The organism is Dorea sp. AF24-7LB, from assembly GCF_003478575.1.
Classification (GTDB): Bacteria; Bacillota; Clostridia; order Lachnospirales; family Lachnospiraceae; genus Dorea_D; species Dorea_D hominis.
The window spans coordinates 107,047-125,632 of the sequence record NZ_QUFR01000009.1; the positions used below are offsets into that span (position 1 = coordinate 107,047).

Annotated in this window: 19 protein-coding genes, 1 tRNA gene and 2 pseudogenes; 4 read left to right on the plus strand and 18 right to left on the minus strand. The window is 39.3% G+C overall.

Annotation, left to right across the window (positions count from 1 at the left end; genetic code table 11):
• Positions 1-117: 117 nt before the first annotated feature.
• From DWY31_RS10110 to DWY31_RS10140, 5 genes and pseudogenes are all read right to left on the minus strand, one after another.
• Positions 118-867, minus strand: coding sequence for a YibE/F family protein (locus DWY31_RS10110; protein WP_021860028.1), 750 nt, complete (start codon positions 865-867; stop codon positions 118-120).
• Positions 861-1,997, minus strand: coding sequence for a YibE/F family protein (locus DWY31_RS10115; RefSeq protein ID WP_021860029.1), 1,137 nt, complete (start codon positions 1,995-1,997; stop codon positions 861-863). Before DWY31_RS10115 ends, DWY31_RS10110 begins: the two co-directional genes overlap by 7 nt.
• A 207-nt stretch (positions 1,998-2,204) precedes the next feature.
• Positions 2,205-2,357 (minus strand): annotated as a pseudogene (locus tag DWY31_RS10120) (metal ABC transporter solute-binding protein, Zn/Mn family); the annotation flags it as partial.
• Positions 2,358-2,882: 525 nt separating this feature from the next.
• A tRNA-Trp gene (locus DWY31_RS10135) sits at positions 2,883-2,953 on the minus strand.
• Between the two features lie 182 nt (positions 2,954-3,135).
• Entirely contained in the window at positions 3,136-3,792 is a 657-nt protein-coding gene (locus DWY31_RS10140; RefSeq protein WP_118520389.1) for an ECF transporter S component, read from the minus strand.
• 565 nt (positions 3,793-4,357) lie between these two features.
• Between DWY31_RS10140 and coaBC the strand changes: the two genes are divergently transcribed.
• Positions 4,358-5,569: a bifunctional phosphopantothenoylcysteine decarboxylase/phosphopantothenate--cysteine ligase CoaBC gene (gene coaBC, locus DWY31_RS10150; RefSeq protein WP_118520393.1), complete on the plus strand. Its 1,212-nt coding sequence runs from the start codon at positions 4,358-4,360 to the stop codon at positions 5,567-5,569.
• A gap of 200 nt (positions 5,570-5,769) precedes the next feature.
• On the opposite strand, the gene DWY31_RS10155 is transcribed toward coaBC, so the two are convergent.
• From DWY31_RS10155 to DWY31_RS10185, 7 genes are all read right to left on the minus strand, one after another.
• The gene (locus tag DWY31_RS10155) at positions 5,770-6,909 is read right to left on the minus strand and encodes an iron-containing alcohol dehydrogenase (protein ID WP_118520395.1); all 1,140 of its coding nucleotides are present in this window, start codon (positions 6,907-6,909) and stop codon (positions 5,770-5,772) included.
• Between the two features lie 291 nt (positions 6,910-7,200).
• Entirely contained in the window at positions 7,201-7,365 is a 165-nt protein-coding gene (locus DWY31_RS13950) for a hypothetical protein (protein ID WP_158575511.1), read from the minus strand.
• Positions 7,366-7,432: 67 nt separating this feature from the next.
• Positions 7,433-8,134: a gamma-glutamyl-gamma-aminobutyrate hydrolase family protein gene (locus tag DWY31_RS10160; RefSeq protein ID WP_243060536.1), complete on the minus strand. Its 702-nt coding sequence runs from the start codon at positions 8,132-8,134 to the stop codon at positions 7,433-7,435.
• A 24-nt stretch (positions 8,135-8,158) separates the two neighbouring features.
• Complete coding sequence (locus tag DWY31_RS14530) at positions 8,159-8,320, minus strand: hypothetical protein (protein ID WP_243060538.1); 162 nt, start codon at positions 8,318-8,320, stop codon at positions 8,159-8,161.
• 162 nt (positions 8,321-8,482) lie between these two features.
• Positions 8,483-8,770, minus strand: a complete 288-nt coding sequence (locus DWY31_RS10170) for a hypothetical protein (RefSeq protein WP_118520401.1) — start codon at positions 8,768-8,770, stop codon at positions 8,483-8,485.
• Positions 8,771-9,055: 285 nt separating this feature from the next.
• A complete protein-coding gene (locus DWY31_RS10180; protein ID WP_118520403.1) occupies positions 9,056-10,132 on the minus strand; it encodes a M42 family metallopeptidase in 1,077 nt (358 codons plus the stop codon).
• Positions 10,133-10,144: 12 nt separating this feature from the next.
• Entirely contained in the window at positions 10,145-10,906 is a 762-nt protein-coding gene (locus DWY31_RS10185; RefSeq protein ID WP_118520405.1) for a creatininase family protein, read from the minus strand.
• Positions 10,907-11,429: 523 nt separating this feature from the next.
• Between DWY31_RS10185 and DWY31_RS10190 the strand changes: the two genes are divergently transcribed.
• Both DWY31_RS10190 and DWY31_RS10195 read left to right on the plus strand, forming a co-directional pair.
• Positions 11,430-12,458: a DegT/DnrJ/EryC1/StrS aminotransferase gene (locus DWY31_RS10190; protein WP_118520407.1), complete on the plus strand. Its 1,029-nt coding sequence runs from the start codon at positions 11,430-11,432 to the stop codon at positions 12,456-12,458.
• Positions 12,459-12,469: 11 nt separating this feature from the next.
• Positions 12,470-13,228: a GntR family transcriptional regulator gene (locus DWY31_RS10195; protein ID WP_118520409.1), complete on the plus strand. Its 759-nt coding sequence runs from the start codon at positions 12,470-12,472 to the stop codon at positions 13,226-13,228.
• A gap of 107 nt (positions 13,229-13,335) precedes the next feature.
• Here DWY31_RS10195 and DWY31_RS10200 read toward each other — a convergent pair whose 3' ends face one another.
• The 4 genes and pseudogenes from DWY31_RS10200 to DWY31_RS10215 form a co-directional block, all read right to left on the minus strand.
• On the minus strand, positions 13,336-13,767 hold the full coding sequence (locus DWY31_RS10200) for a 2'-5' RNA ligase family protein (RefSeq protein ID WP_243060540.1): 432 nt from the start codon (positions 13,765-13,767) through the stop codon (positions 13,336-13,338).
• A 242-nt stretch (positions 13,768-14,009) separates the two neighbouring features.
• Positions 14,010-14,627 (minus strand): sugar O-acetyltransferase, encoded by a 618-nt coding sequence (locus DWY31_RS10205; RefSeq protein WP_118520413.1) that lies wholly within the window; start codon positions 14,625-14,627, stop codon positions 14,010-14,012.
• 26 nt (positions 14,628-14,653) lie between these two features.
• Positions 14,654-14,740: pseudogene (locus DWY31_RS14535) on the minus strand (GNAT family N-acetyltransferase); the annotation flags it as partial.
• A 184-nt stretch (positions 14,741-14,924) separates the two neighbouring features.
• On the minus strand, positions 14,925-15,080 hold the full coding sequence (locus tag DWY31_RS10215; protein WP_118520415.1) for a helix-turn-helix domain-containing protein: 156 nt from the start codon (positions 15,078-15,080) through the stop codon (positions 14,925-14,927).
• Positions 15,081-15,389: 309 nt separating this feature from the next.
• Here DWY31_RS10215 and DWY31_RS10220 point away from each other — a divergent pair, with 309 nt between their 5' ends.
• Positions 15,390-16,685: an aminotransferase gene (locus DWY31_RS10220; RefSeq protein ID WP_118520417.1), complete on the plus strand. Its 1,296-nt coding sequence runs from the start codon at positions 15,390-15,392 to the stop codon at positions 16,683-16,685.
• Positions 16,686-16,812: 127 nt separating this feature from the next.
• On the opposite strand, the gene DWY31_RS10225 is transcribed toward DWY31_RS10220, so the two are convergent.
• Together DWY31_RS10225 and DWY31_RS14385 are read right to left on the minus strand one after the other, a co-directional pair.
• A complete protein-coding gene (locus DWY31_RS10225; protein WP_118520427.1) occupies positions 16,813-17,877 on the minus strand; it encodes a coiled-coil domain-containing protein in 1,065 nt (354 codons plus the stop codon).
• 223 nt (positions 17,878-18,100) lie between these two features.
• Complete coding sequence (locus tag DWY31_RS14385; RefSeq protein WP_330422639.1) at positions 18,101-18,301, minus strand: MGMT family protein; 201 nt, start codon at positions 18,299-18,301, stop codon at positions 18,101-18,103.
• Positions 18,302-18,586 lie beyond the last annotated feature (285 nt).

Sequence of the window (18,586 nt, forward strand, 5' to 3'; positions counted from 1 at the left end):
TCACTCCTGCTTTTTCTTTTGTGGACTTCACATGACTAAATTGATACATGAATCAGTCACCATGATACCAAAAGTAGGAATACCTTGTCAAATAATTCGAATGTCTTTTATCTATTTTCAGGCTTTTCTGCTTTGTTTGCCTATCAATAATGCCGCCATCGGCATCACGATAACGCATGCAATCGCACCAAATATCATAGATACACAATTTTGAAACAGTATTTTTGAATTCAATAATGTTTCCAGCGTATAATTCCGCATCTTCAAATACGAAAATAGCAATAAAGATTCTCCAAGATAAGCAAATAGTAATGTATTCACTGTTGTTCCGATTACTTCTCTTCCAATCTGTATTCCACTTTCTATAATTTCCACAATACTCATATCCGGTTTATGAATGCTGATTTCATATACAGAAGTTGTCACAGTAAGCGCCATATCAAGCACAGCTCCTAATGTACTGAGTATAATCACAGCTATTGCAACATTACGCATATTGATATCAAGATCCATATTATAATACAACACATCCTCTTCTGCCGCCTGAATCTCATTCAGCCCTCCCGTTTCGCTGCTCCATACTATTATATAGATAAAAACAAATAGAACTGTCATTGTCAGTAATGTTGCTATAAATGCACTCTTTGTCTTGACATTTGTGCCATTTTGATAAAATAACGTTATGCAGGAAATAATGACAGCTGCTCCGACTGTAACCAGAAGCACCGGTGCACCCGCGGCCATGAGCCAGATTGCCAAACTTAGAAACAGCATATTTCCACACAATGAAATAATGGATACAACCCCTCTGTCTCCACCAATAACGACAATCAAGAACAGTAACAGCAAACCAAGTATTATCAACATGTCTTCTTCACCTTCCTCACTGTTAATTTCATCATCACAGATGTGATCAGAATGGATACAGGTATTGCCAATACAATTCCAATACTCTCTACAAAGAATCTACATAATTCGCAAGGTATATGCAATCTGATAATCGTCATAAGCCGAACACTGTTATTCATTCTGATCAGACACATCGGAATCAAACCACATCCAAATACAAAAAGCAACACATTAATCATTGTTCCCATAATGTCATATCCAATCTCTCTTCCGGACCGAAACAACTCCCGGAATGTAACTTCCGGCTTCTTCGTAACAAGTTCACTCAGCGCCGCTGCAATTGCCACTGCAACATCCATAATTGCTCCAAGTCCAGACAACAAAATCTCCGCATGAAAAATCTTGTCTGGAGTATCAATGCTTCCCAAATATTCCATCGTAGAATAATCTAACTCATCAACATGACGAATCACAACGTCAAATACTCCCATGATCATCGCCAGTACGAGCAATGTTGACACTAGCGCTGCCCATGTTTTTCTATGGATTCCGTTTAAACCAACCAATGTAAAAACTGCAAAGAAAATTACCATTTTATTACAGATTGCTACCACGTCTGCCTCATCACTACTACTTAGAAATCCGATTGCAAATATTATGATGTTGATTCCCACCGTCACGATAGTGAGTATGCCTTTCTTTCCCGCAATGGTCATCAATATAAATATCAAAAGTCCCAATAATATGACAAGTTCAGCATCCCTTTTCTTTCCTTGAATACCGGAACCCACATTACTGTAAGATCCACTCAACAGTACTTTATCGCCTTTGTGATATTTCTGTTTCAACATTCCTGTATCTGTGTATTCATTGGAAAAGTCAACAACTTCTCCTTTATTTTTCCCATTCAGCACGACACCCCGAATCTTTTGCTTATATTTGATCTCATGTGTTCCGCGGGTGCTCTTATTCTCTCCCACCTTGCTTGTCTCAACTTTTGTCAGTTTTGCAATCGGCGTCTGATACAACCAGGCATCATTCATAACAAATATAACCATAATCAGATATATCATTCCGAATATTCCATATAGCTTTGCTCTTTTACTTTTCTTTATGTATTCTTTTATTTTCTTTGCAATCAGTTTCATTTTTTTCTTTTCTTTTCTCATTTTATCTGTAATTTTAAATTTACAAGATGACCATACAACATATCATCTTCGAATTCTTTATATGTTTCGAATGTACCAGTTACCTCTATCTCTGTCTCATCTTTGGGGTATTCATCCTGACTATTTCTTTCCTGTTCGGAAAATCTTTTTGTATAGCTGTCTGCATATCGGAACCTCCTACTGCAAAGCTTCTTTCAGTGCACCGTCTACCCATGCAGCAGACTCTCCTCCTACATAGATGAACAGATCACAATCTGATACTTTTGCAAGATCTGCTGTTGTCGGTTGATAGCTGTGTAAATCCACACCATTATCAAGGAGCATGGTCAGTTCCATGTTCTTGCTTTTTTATGAATAAAGCCCTCCGTTATTTTGCATATTTTCTAAAAAAGCATACAAAAACAAGACGGTATCTTTTTATACCATCCTATTTTCCAGAAACGTTTTATTCAATCATTCATCCTGACCTTCTGGCTTACCAAGGAGAACGTAAGCAAAATCCAACAGTATGCCGGAAACAGAGAAACTACAGCTATTAACACAAAATTTCCTGTACAGTAACATGCTGTCCTTGTATAGATTTCAAATAATTAACTAACTCTGTCATCTGTTTTGTCTTGTATCTGGCTTTTGCCATTTCGATCTCTCCCCTTCAATTTGGAAATCGTTTTCATTTTATCACAGCATTTAATCTTGTCAATATAATTTGGAAATCATTTTCATTTTTCTTAGATTTCTTCTGGTACTTTGTTCGTTCCCATCAGTATCAAAACCATATCTTCGCATAATGCTTCGGAAGGATCCGGGTTAACTTCTATAAAACAAAAAGAATCTGAAAGTCTTAACTTTCAGATTCTTAAGGAGCAGGGGATGAGAGAATCGAACTCCCGCCAAAGGTTTTGGAGACCCCTATCATACCACTTGACCAATCCCCTATGTGCTTGTCTGTGTGATTGACACTAGACATTTATACCACAGATTAGCACTATATGTCAATACTTTTTCTAAATTTTTTCATTTAATTTTTATATCCCTTTATTTAGAAGGCATGATTTCCTATCGCATAAATAAGGCGACAGAAAAATCTGCCGCCTTATAATTATATTCTGTATTATATTTATTTTGCCACTTCTGCACGTCCTATTCCGATATCCATCTTCTTGAATACACTGAGCAGGACTTTTCCAATTGCGAGTACAAGCACTGCTGCTGCAATCGCTTCCGGGATTCCGGATGCTGTTACGGTTCCCATGACAAGGCCCCATACTGCACTGACCGCAACATCTTTTGCTTCTGCATACTGCTTTGCAAACAAGAGATAAATACTTCCCATCACACAGATTGTATTCACCATTGATCCTGCAAATCCAACAATTGGAAGTGCAATAACTGCATTCATCTTAATCTTCTCAAACAAAATCCAGAGCCATCCTGCAGCTACTCCGATCAAAATTCTGCATCCTACAGATATCCAGATTGCCTTTACTACACCAGTAAGTCCTGTTGTGCTCATAAATGGTGAGAATGCAAAGGATAACAATGTTGGAGCCATCGTGTTGCTGATCAGAGAGCAAATACCAAATACGCCGCCAAGAATTGCTCCTGCTGCCGGTCCAAGTAAAATTGCTCCGAGAATTACCGGGATGTGTACCGTTGTCGCCTTAATAATCGGAAGCTGGATCATCCCAAGCGGTGTGTTCGCCAGTACGATTACAATTGCTGCCATAAGTGCAACACTTACCATCCACTTTGTGTCGTGTTTCTTTGTTTTCATTATTCAATTCCTCCTTGTTATCATTCCTGCCTTGCAGGATACAATACAATTACGCTCGTTATTGTATCATCCCAGACACGATAGCACAAGGATTTTCTTGTATAATTTCACGTACTTTATAATTCTACAATCTTTGCTTTATGATAGATTTTCGGAAGGAATTTCTTTCATATTTTTTTCAGATAAATTTACTGTCAGAATCGTCGAAATTCTTATATGGATATCTTCTTTAAATTCTTTATTTAAACGAATCAGATTCTCTTTAATTCTCTGTTCTATGCAGGACTTCAGAATCTTCTGTGCAAAATCTGCCCGTAAAAGCACTTCTCCACCATTGATTGTCACACCACCGCCAGAATGAAAGAAGAAAATCGTCATCTTTGCAATTATTTTAACAATCGTTTTCGCTAAATGTTATAAATTATTTAGCGTTTAGTATAAGTTTGTCTTTCATATTATGAAGCATTTCATACCACAGGAAAGTCATCCACTTGCAAGATTCTGAAAAAAACGATATAGTGAACATTAGAATATCAGAAAATATCAGAATAGAAAGAGGTTTTTTATGAACTTAAAAGATAAACATGTCTTACTTGGCGTAACAGGTGGCATTGCCGCATACAAAACTGCAACTCTTGCAAGCAGTCTTGTAAAAAACGGCGCAGATGTCCATGTGATCATGACTGAAAATGCAACAAATTTTATTACACCTGTCACATTTGAAACTCTGACCGGGCACAAATGTATCATTGATACTTTCGACCGCAATTTTGAATTTAAAGTAGAACACGTATCTCTTGCACAGATGGCAGATGTCATCATGGTTGCCCCTGCAACTGCAAACGTCATTGCAAAACTGGCACACGGTCTTGCTGATGATATGCTGACAACAACGATTCTCGCAAGCAAAGCGCCAAAACTGATTGCTCCGGCAATGAATACCGCCATGTATGAGAATCCAATCACACAGGATAATCTGAAACGCCTGCAGTCTTATGGAATGGAAGTCATCACACCGGCAAGCGGACGTCTCGCCTGTGGTGACACCGGAGCCGGAAAAATGCCGGAACCGGATACTTTGCTTCAATATATTTACAGAACATGTGCATGCGAAAAAGATATGACAGGCATGAAAGTACTGATCACAGCCGGACCTACCCAGGAGGCAATTGATCCAGTCCGTTATATTACCAATCATTCTTCCGGGAAAATGGGCTATAATCTTGCCAGAGCCTGTATGCTACGTGGTGCGGATGTCACTCTCGTAACCGGAAAAACATCCCTGACTCCTCCGCTTTTTGTTGAAACGATTCCTGTCGTAACTGCATGTGATATGTACGAAGCAGTCACCGAGAGAAGTGCCGACATGGATCTCATCATCAAAGCTGCCGCTGTCGCTGATTACCGTCCTGCTATTGTTGCTTCTGAAAAGACAAAAAAAGCAGACGGACAGCTTTCTATTGAACTGGAACGCACCGATGACATTTTAAAATACCTCGGCGATCACAAAAAACCGGGGCAGTTTTTATGTGGCTTTTCTATGGAAACGCAGAACATGATTGAAAATTCCAGAAAGAAACTGGATAAGAAACATTTAGATATGGTAATTGCTAACAACTTAAAAGAAGCCGGCGCCGGTTTTGAAACAGATACGAATATCGTGACAATCCTGACGAAAGATACCACTATAGAGCTTCCGATCATGAGCAAGGAAGAGGTTGCTTTTCATATTCTGGATCACATCCTTGTCTGCAAGGATGCAAAAAACAAAGTTTAGATATAAATTACTCTATGTCCCTCATCTGCTGTTTTAGTTTTTCAGACGATGAATCGTCATTAAATTTAATCATAGCGATGAAACAAGGCGGTGCTATAGATGTCCAATTCTATACCACCGCCTTATTATAATTCTTTACTTAATATAATACTCTCAGGTTCTTACTCACTTCATGCTTCCACAAACTGTCTCTGGCAGCATTACATCGCTTCTATATAAATCTCCCGCACTTCTTCTTTTGTAAATACTCTCGGGTGATTATTAATGCTTGCAAGAGATACCTTGAATGCATTCTCTGTCATCCAGTCTACATCTTCCATTTTTACACCTTCGTTGCCCAGAGATGTTTTAAGTTCCAGCGTTTCCAATAACTGCTCTAAAATATCAATCAGTTCATTTTCATCTTTCCCGCCGAGAAGTCTTGCAATTTCAGCAAATTTTTCCGGTGCTGCCGGAATACTCTTCTTATAAATAACCGGTGTCAACGCCGCAAGTCCTCTTCCATGTGTAATATTTCTAAGCCCGCTTGCCGGATGTTCCAGACCATGAGGTGCCGCAACTCCTGCCTGATTGATCACCATTCCGCCATAAGTACTTGCCAGTGAAATCGCGCCCCACGCATCTTTATCTTCATAATTTTCATACGCTTTGACCAGATTTTCACCGATCAATCGGATTCCTTCTTTTGCAAATAATTCCGTTACCGACGCACATGCTTTGCTTAAATATGCTTCCATACAATGGCAGAGCGCATCAAAGCCAACCGATGCCAGAACTTTCTTCGGCATTGTCATCATCAGTTCCGGATCAATAATAGATGCTTTGGCAATCACAGAATAATCCCGCAAAGACTTTTTGTCCTTCGTCTCATCATCTGTCAGCACTGCAAAACAGTTTCCTTCACTTCCGGTTCCGCAGGTCGTCGGTACAAGAATCAACGGCAGTGCTCCTTTACCAGTCTTTTTTCCATAAATATAATCAAATATTTTTCCTTCATTTACTGCTGCAAATGCGATGGATTTCGAACAGTCCATAATACTTCCACCGCCCAGGCCAAGTACTACTTCACAGCCATTTTCACGTGCAATCTGTGCTCCTTTTTCTGCCGTAGATGCAAGTGGGTTTGGTTCCACCTCATCAAATAGCAAATGCTCCAGGCCTTCTGCCTCCAACATTTTTTCTACGCGATCCAGTAATCCGGAACGCTTTGTACTCCCACGTCCGGTTACGATCAACACTTTTTTTCCGTATTTTTTTACTTCTTTTCCAATGCACTCTGCTTTTCCTGCTCCGAAAATCAAATGTACCGGTAATTCATACTCAAATGCTTTCAGTTCCATATTCTCTCAACCTTTCTTATTTAAATAAAAAAGCTACAGCATCTCTGCCATAGCTTCCTCGCTTCCAGTTAGTTTCATTCTATCTGTGTCTTTTCTGTTTGTCAACTGATTTTTGATATACCAAGTTTCTTCTTTGTTTTTTCTGCAGTATTTTTCGTCATTATTCCATTCCTCCTGTCTCATCCAGATATTCTTTCAAAGCTGTTTTCTAATCTTGCGGTTCCTCGATACCTGTGAGACGGAGCATCATATTATCCAAAACGGAATAAGTCGGGCGTGCAGCGTCTTCCTTTACAACCGGATACAATTCCATTCCAGTTCTCCTGTCTTTCCTGTAAGACTCAGGATCGTTCTTGCAAACTCATATCTGCTGCAGCTTCCCGGGCACACTACATGGGAAAGACCATACTCTTCATTATCAATAAAATGACGGCCTGCCTCCTGGTAAGCCGTCAAACACGTTGTTCTTCTACTTCTTTACAACTGTAAAGTCAAGATTTTTCTATAAAATTCTACTTCTCATCTATATTGAATCAACAAAAGAGCATATAATCTTTCGGTTGTTTTCATCTTTCTGATATAAAAATTCAGGATGCCACTGAACACCAACTACATATTTACGATCCGGCATATAAATGCTCTCGATCAAGCCGTCTTCTGAAATTGCCATTTGCTTAAATTGAGGCGATAATTTTTTAACTGCCTGATGATGGTAGCTGTTCACTTTCATTTGCTCTTTACCTAAAAGATCATAAAGCGGGGTATCTTTTTGTATTGTATTAAAATGTATCATTTCATTGTATGACGGTTGTATACGATGGTCGAGATCACTATCATATTCCGACTTCAGGTCTTGATACAAAGTTCCCCCGTAACAGACATTCATTAGCTGTATACCACGGCAGACACCTAAAACAGAACGGTCTTTTTCGACTGCTTTCTTTAAAATATACTGTTCCATTTCATCTCGTGCCTCACACAAAGTTCCACACCATGGTTTTTGCTCCTCTTTATAAATAGAAGGCGCCACATCCGGTCCTCCGGTTAATAAGAATCCACCGCATATTTCAAGGAAATAATCTAACTCATTATGGTTACTTGTTAAAGGAAGTAACATAGGTATCGCATTTTCTGCTTCCAACATTTCCAGATAATCCGGCTGTATCCAATAACATTTCTTTTCTCTATCATACAGTGGCATAACACCAATTACTTTTCTCATCATTTTCTTCCTCTCAAATACACACTTTTACAGGCTTTGGTAAACGAACAGGCGATTCATTCCCTCCTGCCAGGGATACTCAAAAGCTGCTGTTTTATAATCACTCAATCTTGCCGTTTCCGTTGCAAATTGAATACCGACTTTTGAGGCATCAATCCCCAATATTTTATGTGTAGGCTGATACTGCAAATATTGAAATGAAATATCTCCGGTACCACGGCCAAAATCCGGTACATTCTTTGAAAATCTGATTCCACATTTCTGTTTCTCGCTCTTATGCTTTGTCCAAAGTCATGCCATCCCCTTTTAGTCCTGCATATGTTGCATTGTTTCTAATAATTTAGCACTCTGTCAAAATCCTATGAAAAATCTCAAGCAACAAATCAAGTCATAAGCAATCAATCCAACTAATACAATACTGATCAATCCATTGATTATCACTATTACTTTATTTTTTCTTGATATAATAAGACTGATAATGTTTAATGCTACCGCGAATCCACTTACAAATGGGTATATGAAAAACCCTGCAACCGGTGCCAGCCATATTAAACAGGCAATTATTTCAACAAATATCGAAACAATTGTCAACGCAATAGAAATTCTTTTTTGTTTTGTATTGCGAATCTCTTCTTCCATAGTTATCTTTCTCACCTCCAGTTTCGTCCATATATTATATCGTTTTATGAACGATTTTTCCACTATTTTTGATATTACTTTTCTTGTTGTCTTATGATTTCTGATAATATCGACAGCAACTTATCCTTGTATCATTTTATCCACTTCAAACACATAGACTTCAGATTGTGACATCATTTCTTTCACTAAATAAAAAAGGATTTTATGCAGTTTCTGTTTATCTCAGCTCCTGCATAAAATCCAGAATTTCTTTTACATATTATATGTAGTACACATTATAGATTTTTAAAAACTCATAATCTGTTCTTCGTCAAATCTTTTAAGAATTTCGCATGCCAGCTTAACAGCATTATCAAAGTCGGCATAAGCTGAAATTCCATAATGCGTATGTGCATAGCGAACCGGAACTCCGATAACGATAACCGGAACTGCTTTTTCGGTCAAATGTATAGCTGCACCATTGGTTGAACCAGCACTACGAACTGAATCCTGAACCGGAATACCAAGCTTTTCTGCCAAATCCAACGCATATCTTTGATAACGCGGATTCGTGATCATACGGGAATCAATGTGACGAAGCATCGGTCCGCGCTTGATAGCTGTCTGAACCATATACTCTTCAACACAAGTATCATCTGCCGGGCATCCTTCAAAAACAATTGCAATATCCGGCTTAATCACCTGTGCTGTCACAGTGGCACCACGTACACCAACTTCTTCCTGTGCTGCGCAAGCACCAACAATATCCACATTCAGATCCTCACCGGCCAGGGTATGCATGGTCTTAAGAATTGCCGCACATCCCAGACGACAGTCAAAGCTCTTGCCCACCATCAGATCTGTGGTTTCTGAATATGTAAATGTCACATCCGGCACTACCGGTTCACCGATACGAATGCCGAACTTTTCAACCGCCTCTTCTTTAGAAACAGCGCCAACATCCACCGTAATATCTTTCATCTCAAGAGGCGCTTTACGCTCCTGCTCTGTCATGAAATGCGGAGGCTTGCTGGCAGTAAGACCCGGAATATATTCTCCGAATCGGTTGCGAACCAGGACTTTATGAGCCGGAATATTGTGGTTAACCCATCCTCCGACCTGAATAATGCGAAGTGTTCCATTCGGGCAGATAGCCTGCACCATAAAACCAACCTCATCACTATGTGCGTCAAGCTGAACAACCGGACGTTTGCCATTATTTTCTTTGCGGCGGATATACAGATTGCGCATGCGATCTTCTTTAATTTCTCCAAGTCCTTCTGCGTAAGGACGAATCGCTGCAACCACTTCATCTTCGAAACCGGATGTACCGTTTGCATTTGAAATTGCTGCAATCATTTCCAGCGTCGTTTTTTTATCCATTTTAATACCCCTTTATGAAAGTTCTACTTTCTTGAATTCTTCCATGAAATCAACAATATAGTTTGCTGTAGTCTCAAGCATCTCCTTGCCCCACTCTTCTGTAGCCGTGCTCGGATGATCCGGTCCGATCCAGCCACTGTCTGTTACGTTCGGAGTATGACGTACAATATCAACGCTAACTCCCTTGAACTCAACAGAACGGAAACCGGTTGTCTTCAGATTATCAGTCAGGTGCTTAAACTTAAGTTCCCCACCGATTTCACTCTTATCAACTAAAGATGGATCAATTCCAAGAATTGCAGCTGTTTCCTCACCGCCGCCATGGCCGCCTTTCCATGCTGGGTTCATATCCCATGCCATCAGCCACCAGTTAAGCATAGCAACCAGACAGCCTTTATCTTCGAATTCCATGCCAAGGCGATCAATCATCTTAACGTTTCCGCCGTGGCCGTTCAGGAAAACGAATTTTCTTGCGCCGTGACGATACAGACTCAAGAAAATCTGACGGCAAAACTGATAGAGTACCTCGCCGTCAATATCAATTGTGCCCGGATACGGAGCTAAACTCTGACAGGAACCGTATGGAATAGTCGGAGCAATCAAAACATCACTCTTCTTCTCAATTTTCTCTAACAAATGATCCGGAATCAGTGTATCGGTTCCAAGTGGCATGTGACGACCGTGACACTCAATACTACCGATAGAAATAAGTACCATATCATTTTTTTCAAAATATTCTTGGGCTTTCGGCCAAGTCAAATCTGTAAGTCTCATAGTTTTCTTTCCTTTCACATATAATAATTATTCTCTTCTGAAAATCGGACTATCCGGAAACCGGACAGTCCGACATCCATTCGTTACTGTGCTACTTTAACTTTATCCAGGCTGTAGTGTCCGTTATTATCCCCATTTCGTAATTTCCAAACAGATACGCCTATAATTTTCGAGCCGCTCTTGATAAAATAAGTATAGTTTAGGCAAATAGGATTGTCAACAATTTTGAATTGATGTTAACAACGAAAAAATGTCAGTATTTTTGTTGATTTTCACCATATTTTTTTCTCTAAACAGTATTTTCAAAACTTTTCGCAAAAGCATAACATGCTTTTTTATGCTTTTGTACTAATTTTCCGAAACAATAATTGTTAATAATGTTATTGCGTGACTTTTCATGTATTTTCTTGCAAAAAAATAATACTTTCGCTTTTGTTAACAATCCACTATAATTGTAATTAGTTTTAGATAACGGACAAAAGACACCCGTATAACTTTTCTATTAGTAAGGAGGAAACAAAACATGCGAAAAATTGGCGGTTTATTCAACTATGAACCAAGCAAACCTATCGAAAACGGATACTTTTCACGTATCTGCTCACCTAATGATGATCTGGCATTTACCATGTCTGGACGATGCGGTATCTATTATTGTTTACAGGAGATTGCACGTCACGATACGCGTAAAGTAGCATATGTGCCTTTGTATACCTGTGAGACAGTCCTTGCTCCTTTTGAAAAAGCTGGATATCAGCTGAAATTTTATGAGCTGGACAAAGATTTGCACAGCATTTTCGATACTTCTGTTATCGATGAAATCAGTGTTTTATCTCTTTGCGGCTACTATGGCTTCTGCAACTATGATCACGACTTCGTTAAAGCCTGCAAAGAAAAAGGAGTTGTAATTTTTGAAGATGTAACTCATTCCATGCTCTCAGCTGACGGTATCGATCCTCTCTGTGATTATTTTGCCGGAAGCTTCCGAAAATGGATGGGGGTTGATTGCGGTGGATTCGCCGTTAAACGAAACGGAACCTTTGAGACTCCTCTTCTGCCAGTAGAAGCAACACATCTTAAACAGCGAAAAGAATACTACGAGACAGGAGACGGCGATGTTTTCTGGGAAGGCGAGCTGCGACTTCGTCAGATATTTGACAGTTTTGCCGGAGATGATAATTCAGAATATCTCCTTCGCCATGCTGACTTTGATTCCATTTGCAAGACAAGACGTGAAAACTACGCTGCACTTTTAGACGCTCTTACCGCACCTCTTCATGGTGTGCAAGTAGTCTTTCCTGAACTTCCAGAGGCTACTGTTCCAAGCCATTTCTGCCTATATGCCGAAAATCGTGAGAGATTTCAGCAATACCTGACAGATCACCAGATTCGCTCGACTGTCTACTGGCCAGTGGGACCGCTGGTTCATCCACTGCCAGATTCATCAGAACAATACATTTATGACCACATTGTATCCGTTCCTTGCGATCAACGCTTCACACCTTCTGATATGCAGTATGTTGCGCAAGTTTTAATGGATTATTCTGAAAATTAGATGAGGTAAATATGCAGGAACAACGAAAAGCATCAAACACAACTACATCAGAAATTGTTCTTAAATCTCTGCGGGAGCAGATTATTAACGGAACCCTTCAGCCTCAGGAAAAACTGGTAGAGGCTGAAATTGCCCAGAAATTCGGGCTCAGCCGAGGTCCTGTACGCGAAGCACTGCGACAGCTTGCCGTTGAAGGTTTAGTCGATTACTGTCCTAACAAAGGATGTACAGTCGCACTGCTTTCTCCACAAGATGCGTATGAAGTTTTCTTTTTACGCGGCAGCCTCGAAAAACTGGCAATTCAAAAAAGCAACTGTCGACTTAGTGATTATAGTCTCCTGATAATGGAAGCCAGCATTGACGAATTTCGAAAGGCTGTTCTCGAAGGTAATACCATGAAGGCCGTTCACGCAGATGAGATATTTCACCAACAGATCATTCGCTCTGCTCAGCTTGATCGATTGACCAAAATGTGGGAGCTTCTAAGCCCCCTGAATGGTGCCATGTTTCTCTCGGTTCAAAATGCTAATCACTTTGGACAGTTAAACGGAGATGCTGAAACGCTTCAGAATGCTAAATGCTTAGAACCAAACACTCCGGATTCACGCACCTCTCATAACGGAGGTGCTGCAGTATGGACACACCAAAGCTTGTTGGAAGCCATCCGAAGCAGCGACCTCCAGGCAGCCTGTGCTCTTTTAGATCAACATTATGAAGAAACCGGCAGACGTGTATACAGACTTTCACTCATGAAAGAACAGAGCTTTTAATTCGTTTCATTAATATTCAAGAGGGCCTGGAATTATTCCGGACCCTCTTGAACTTTTATTATCCTTTACAGCTGTGAAGTCAAGATTTTTCAATTGTGAAATAGTTTTTATAATAATGTAAACTTAGCTACATCTTCATGTGGATTTACTTTTGCCAAACCAATCTCTCCAAATCGTGCTGTAAATGGTATGAATTTTTCCTGCATCGTCTGAAATGCCTTCTGCATCTGCACTTTATCCAATGTTTTTCCAAGAGTTATATGTGGCAACCATGAAAAAGGCTTATAATATTCACTCAACGTTGTCTCGGGAATATCACAAAATGCTTTATATATTTCCCCAGACAGATCAAACAGCTTCTGATTCATCACAGGCATTGCATACAGTACATACGGAAACAGCTGTCCAATCGAAACAACCTTCATGTTCCCTGCACACAATTTTCCATTCAAATCTTCAAATGCCGGCTTCAAAACATTCACGTTTCTCGCCTCAATCGAAGCAATTGTCATATGTGGCGGTACTTTATTCTCAATCATAAAATAATTGCCTGATTTTTCTGCAATTCTGTCTATATACCGCTGCAATATTTTATTTGTTTTCTCGTCAAAATAAATAGAAATAAGATACATGTGTTTTCCTTTAGACTATTTTTCATCACTTTATCGACTTTATCATCAACAGTTGCATAACTGTTTGTGTGTGAATGATGGAGATAAATATCCTTATTTTGATGTGAAATTGACTACACATCCTTAGCTGGACACGCAACTGGAATTGTTCAATTCTTTTTAATTCCATCTGGCATATAATCTTTCTCAGTTATCTTGCGAATAACCCGGCATGGATTTCCAGCTGCCAGACTATAAGGAGGAATATCTCTTGTTACAACGCTTCCTGCACCAATTACGCACCCTTCTCCTATGGTGACACCACCGCAAACAACTATATTAGATGCCAGCCAACAATTATCTTTTATAGTTATTGGTTTCGCATATTCTAGATTATAAAAACTACCATCTTCTCTCTTTCTGATATTGCGTTCTTCAGGTAATAATGGATGCATAGGAGTTGCCAATGTAACATTTGAGCCAATCATCACATTATCGCCTATATGTATTTCACATACATCTAAACATGTAAAATTAAAATTAGCAGAACTGAGTTTTCCAAAGAAAGTATTGCATCCGTAATCAAAATAAACAGGTGCCTGCAAATACGGAAGCTCCTCTGTTGTTGGCAATAATTCTTGCAATATCTGTGCTTGCTCTTCTGGCTGATCTTCATCTGTCGAATTGTATTTTCTTGCTAATTTACGTGCATTCAGGCGTAATTGCTTCAATTCTTTATCTGTTGGATCGTATAACTCCCCACTTAGCATTTTTTCTCTTTCAGTCATTTTCAATAGCCTCCAATTCCCGATTTCTATATTTGTTTCCATAGCATGGTGTACTCTTTTTCACGAGTAGCTTCATCCAAACCTTCACATTGAATAATGAACCCTTCTCTTTTTTCCATTCTATCACAAGCTCACCATTAATCATCAATTTTTTTATATTTTTCTTTCCCCCACTGTAAAACAGCCTTTAAGCGTTTCGTTATATAGAGGTGTAGCCTGCTAAATAATCTAAGACTGCTTGTTGTTTCAATTCTTTGGAATATTTTTTATTCCCTTTCAATGTGAATGCATTTGCCCTCATAGATTCATAGATTCATAGTTTCGAATCCATTGTTGGACAGATGCGAGACTTACATCAAACATATCGGCAATTCGCCGTTGGCTTTCTTTTCCATCCAGATATAGATTTACAGCATATATCTTATCCTCAACAGATACTTTTCTTTTAGACATAAAATATGCTCCCTCCTAAGTGACAAGTTTTTATTATTTCACTTGTCTACCTAGAAGGGAGCATATCACTTTCCTGTTTTATTTTTTCCCTGACAGTCTTTTCATTTATTTCTACATATTCCGCAACACCTTTATCATATCGTTTTCGCTTTATTTTTTGAATAATAGAGCAGAAAATGTTTCAATTTTCTTTTTTATTTCTACGAAAATTCAACATTTCTTTTTATTTTTTGCAAGAACGCATTGACGAAACGTCAAAATATGGTAAAATAATAAAAGTCTACAAAAATTATAACGGAGGGCATGACAATGATACCATATGAAGAATTATCAAAAGAAGAGTTATTAGAAATAAAATCCGATCTCGACGCACAATTTGAAGCAATCAAAGCAAAAGGATTAAATCTTGACATGTCCAGAGGAAAACCTTCCACCGAACAGTTAAATCTTTCCATGGAAATGATGGATGTTCTGACAAGTGAATCTGATCTTGTCTGTGAAGAAGGTGTTGATTGCCGTAACTACGGTGTTTTGGATGGAATTAAAGAAGCCAAACAGCTTCTTGCTGATATGATGGAAGTACCAAAAGACAATATTGTTATCTTTGGTAATTCCAGCCTGAATATTATGTATGATACCATTGCACGTTCCATGACACATGGCGTAATGGGCAGTACACCATGGTGCAAACTTGATAAAGTAAAATTCCTCTGTCCGGTTCCTGGATACGACAGACATTTTGCTATCACGGAATATTTTGGAATCGAAATGATCAATATCCCAATGACTCCAACCGGTCCTGATATGGATCTTGTTGAAAAATATGTAAATAATGATCCTGCCGTAAAGGGTATCTGGTGTGTACCCAAATACTCCAACCCGCAGGGTATCACATATTCAGATGTAACAGTACACCGTTTTGCAGCATTAAAACCGGCTGCTGAAGATTTCCGTATTTTCTGGGATAATGCATACGGAATCCATCATTTATATGAAGATAAGCAGGATTACCTGATTGAGATTCTGATGGAGTGTAAGAAAGAGGGCAACCCGGATATGGTTTACAAGTTCTCTTCTACTTCCAAGATCAGCTTTCCAGGTTCCGGTATCGGTGCTATTGCCGCATCGGATGCAAACCTCGAAGACATCCGTAAGCAGATGCGTATCCAGACAATCGGTCATGACAAGCTTAACCAATTAAGACATGCAAGATATTTTAAAGATATCCATGGTATGGTTCAGCATATGAAACGCCATGCAGATATCCTTAGGCCAAAATTTGACATGGTTTTGTCTTCTCTTGACCGCGAATTATCCGGTCTTGGAATTGGAAGCTGGATGGCTCCACGTGGCGGTTACTTCATTTCCTTTGATTCTATGGAAGGATGTGCCAAAGCTATCGTTGCCAAGGCAAAAGAAGCAGGTCTGGTCATGACAAATGCCGGTGCAACTTTCCCTTATGGAAAAGATCCGAAAGACAGCAATATCCGTATTGCTCCGTCTTATCCGACAGTAGAAGAATTAAAAACTGCATGCGAGATCTTTACTCTTAGTGTAAAACTCGTCAGCATCGATAAACTTCTCTCTAATATACTGAATATCTAATTTTTGATATTGTTTCGTTATTAAACAGGAGGCTGATCAACTAATGATTAGCCTCCTGTTCAATATATGTAAAAAAGAACCATCGCACTTTAGTGTGCAACAGTCCTTTTCTCCGTCGTTATTTCATTTACCAGTCTGTATAAAGATCGATGTTTCCTCTTCCACTTCCAGTATCGTATACTTTACCAGGTCCCAGAGACGTTTGTACAACCGTTCCTTTCGGATAATCATCACTTGCTAAAACAATATAATTGCCTGAGTCACGAATCGTTCCGTCACTTGCAATATGACGTCCAGGAATGCCTAATCCACCGCCTGGAAGAACACGCTGGGAATAATATGTCTCTGTGTGTCCATTGTACGTTATACGCCCCTTCTGCGGCGTCAGACCGCCGGATGGGATAATATAATTGCCATGACGAACTCCGGAACCGCCTGTCGTATTTCCTCCGGTATTACCGCTGTTATTAGACGAAGGTTTTTTATTGTGTTTTTTCGTGCTGGATTTCTTTGAAGTAGACTTCTTCGCAGTCTTTGTCTGCTGTGTCTGCTTCTTCTTAAGTTCTTCCTGTCTTGCCTGCTCCGCACGTGCGGCCTTAAGCTTCTTATTAAAATCATTCAGATCCGTCGATGTCGCATCTGCTTTGTTTTTTAACTGCTGTTCTTCGCTGTCCATCTGACTCTTGAGATCTGACAGTTCCTGTTGCTGTTTCTTCAAATCTTTTTCCTGCTCTTCGATTCCCTTACGCACCTTAACCATGTTCTCGAGCATATTACGGTCATACTCTGTGACATTCTCTATGAAATCGGCTTTATTAAGGAAATCAGCCATACTGTCAGCTTTCAGAAGTAACGTAAGCATAGTAGAAGAACCATTCTCATACATATACTTAATACGAGTCTTCATGTTCTCATACTGCTTCTCTTCATTGTTATAAGAAATCTTCAATGATGCTTCCAGTCTGTACACTTCATTATCCGACTGATAGATCTTCTTCTGTGTAGCTGATATCTTATCACTGATCGCTACCAAATCCTGGTTCAGTCCATCCAACTGATTTTTAAGATTACTTGTCTTATTTTCAAGATTGTTAACTTCTGAAGCCTGTACCGGTATACTCGGTACGGCAGTCATTAATGCACATGCTAATGCAACTCCACATCGCATATGTTGTTTTCTACTTCTTTTCATAAAATTCATCCTTTTAAAATCTCTTGTTATCGAACCAATTTATGTATTATAACCTATTTTCCCAAAAACTGCAAGTTTTACAGAATTCGGATGCGCTTACACTGAAGCTTTTTACTCTTCCAGATTCCACTTACATTTCCGCATGTCTACGTATCCATTTTCCTTGAAAATAACACCTTCTTCTTTCAGAAGCTCTCTGCATATGCCAGCCCGGAGCTGTCCTTCATGCATGGTTTACCACTCTGTGACACGGATAATCTCCGTAATCCCCCGCCTCGCTTAGCACTTTTCCAACCAGTCTTGCATTCTTTTCCCGTCCGATCAGAGCGGCGATCTGTCCATAGGATGCTACCTTTCCTTCCGGTATTTCTTCCACTACAGATAGGATTTCGTAAATCTGTGACTCAGCTAATATCTTTTTCATATCTTCCTCAATACTCTCGTAATCTCCTTTCATTCTGCCTAAATCTTTCTTATATTTTAATATGATCAAGCATGCTCACAAATACGGATAAGTTGTTGATTTCTATAATTTCTTTCTATAACTTATCCCTATCATAGTTTGAGATTTGAATAAGAGATTTGTAATCGAGCAGACAATTTCCTCCTCGCCATAACAAAAAAAGACCAACAATCGTTGATCTCCTTACTTTTATATACCTTCAAAACTGCATACAAGAAATATTCTTCATCCTTTACCTATCACCTT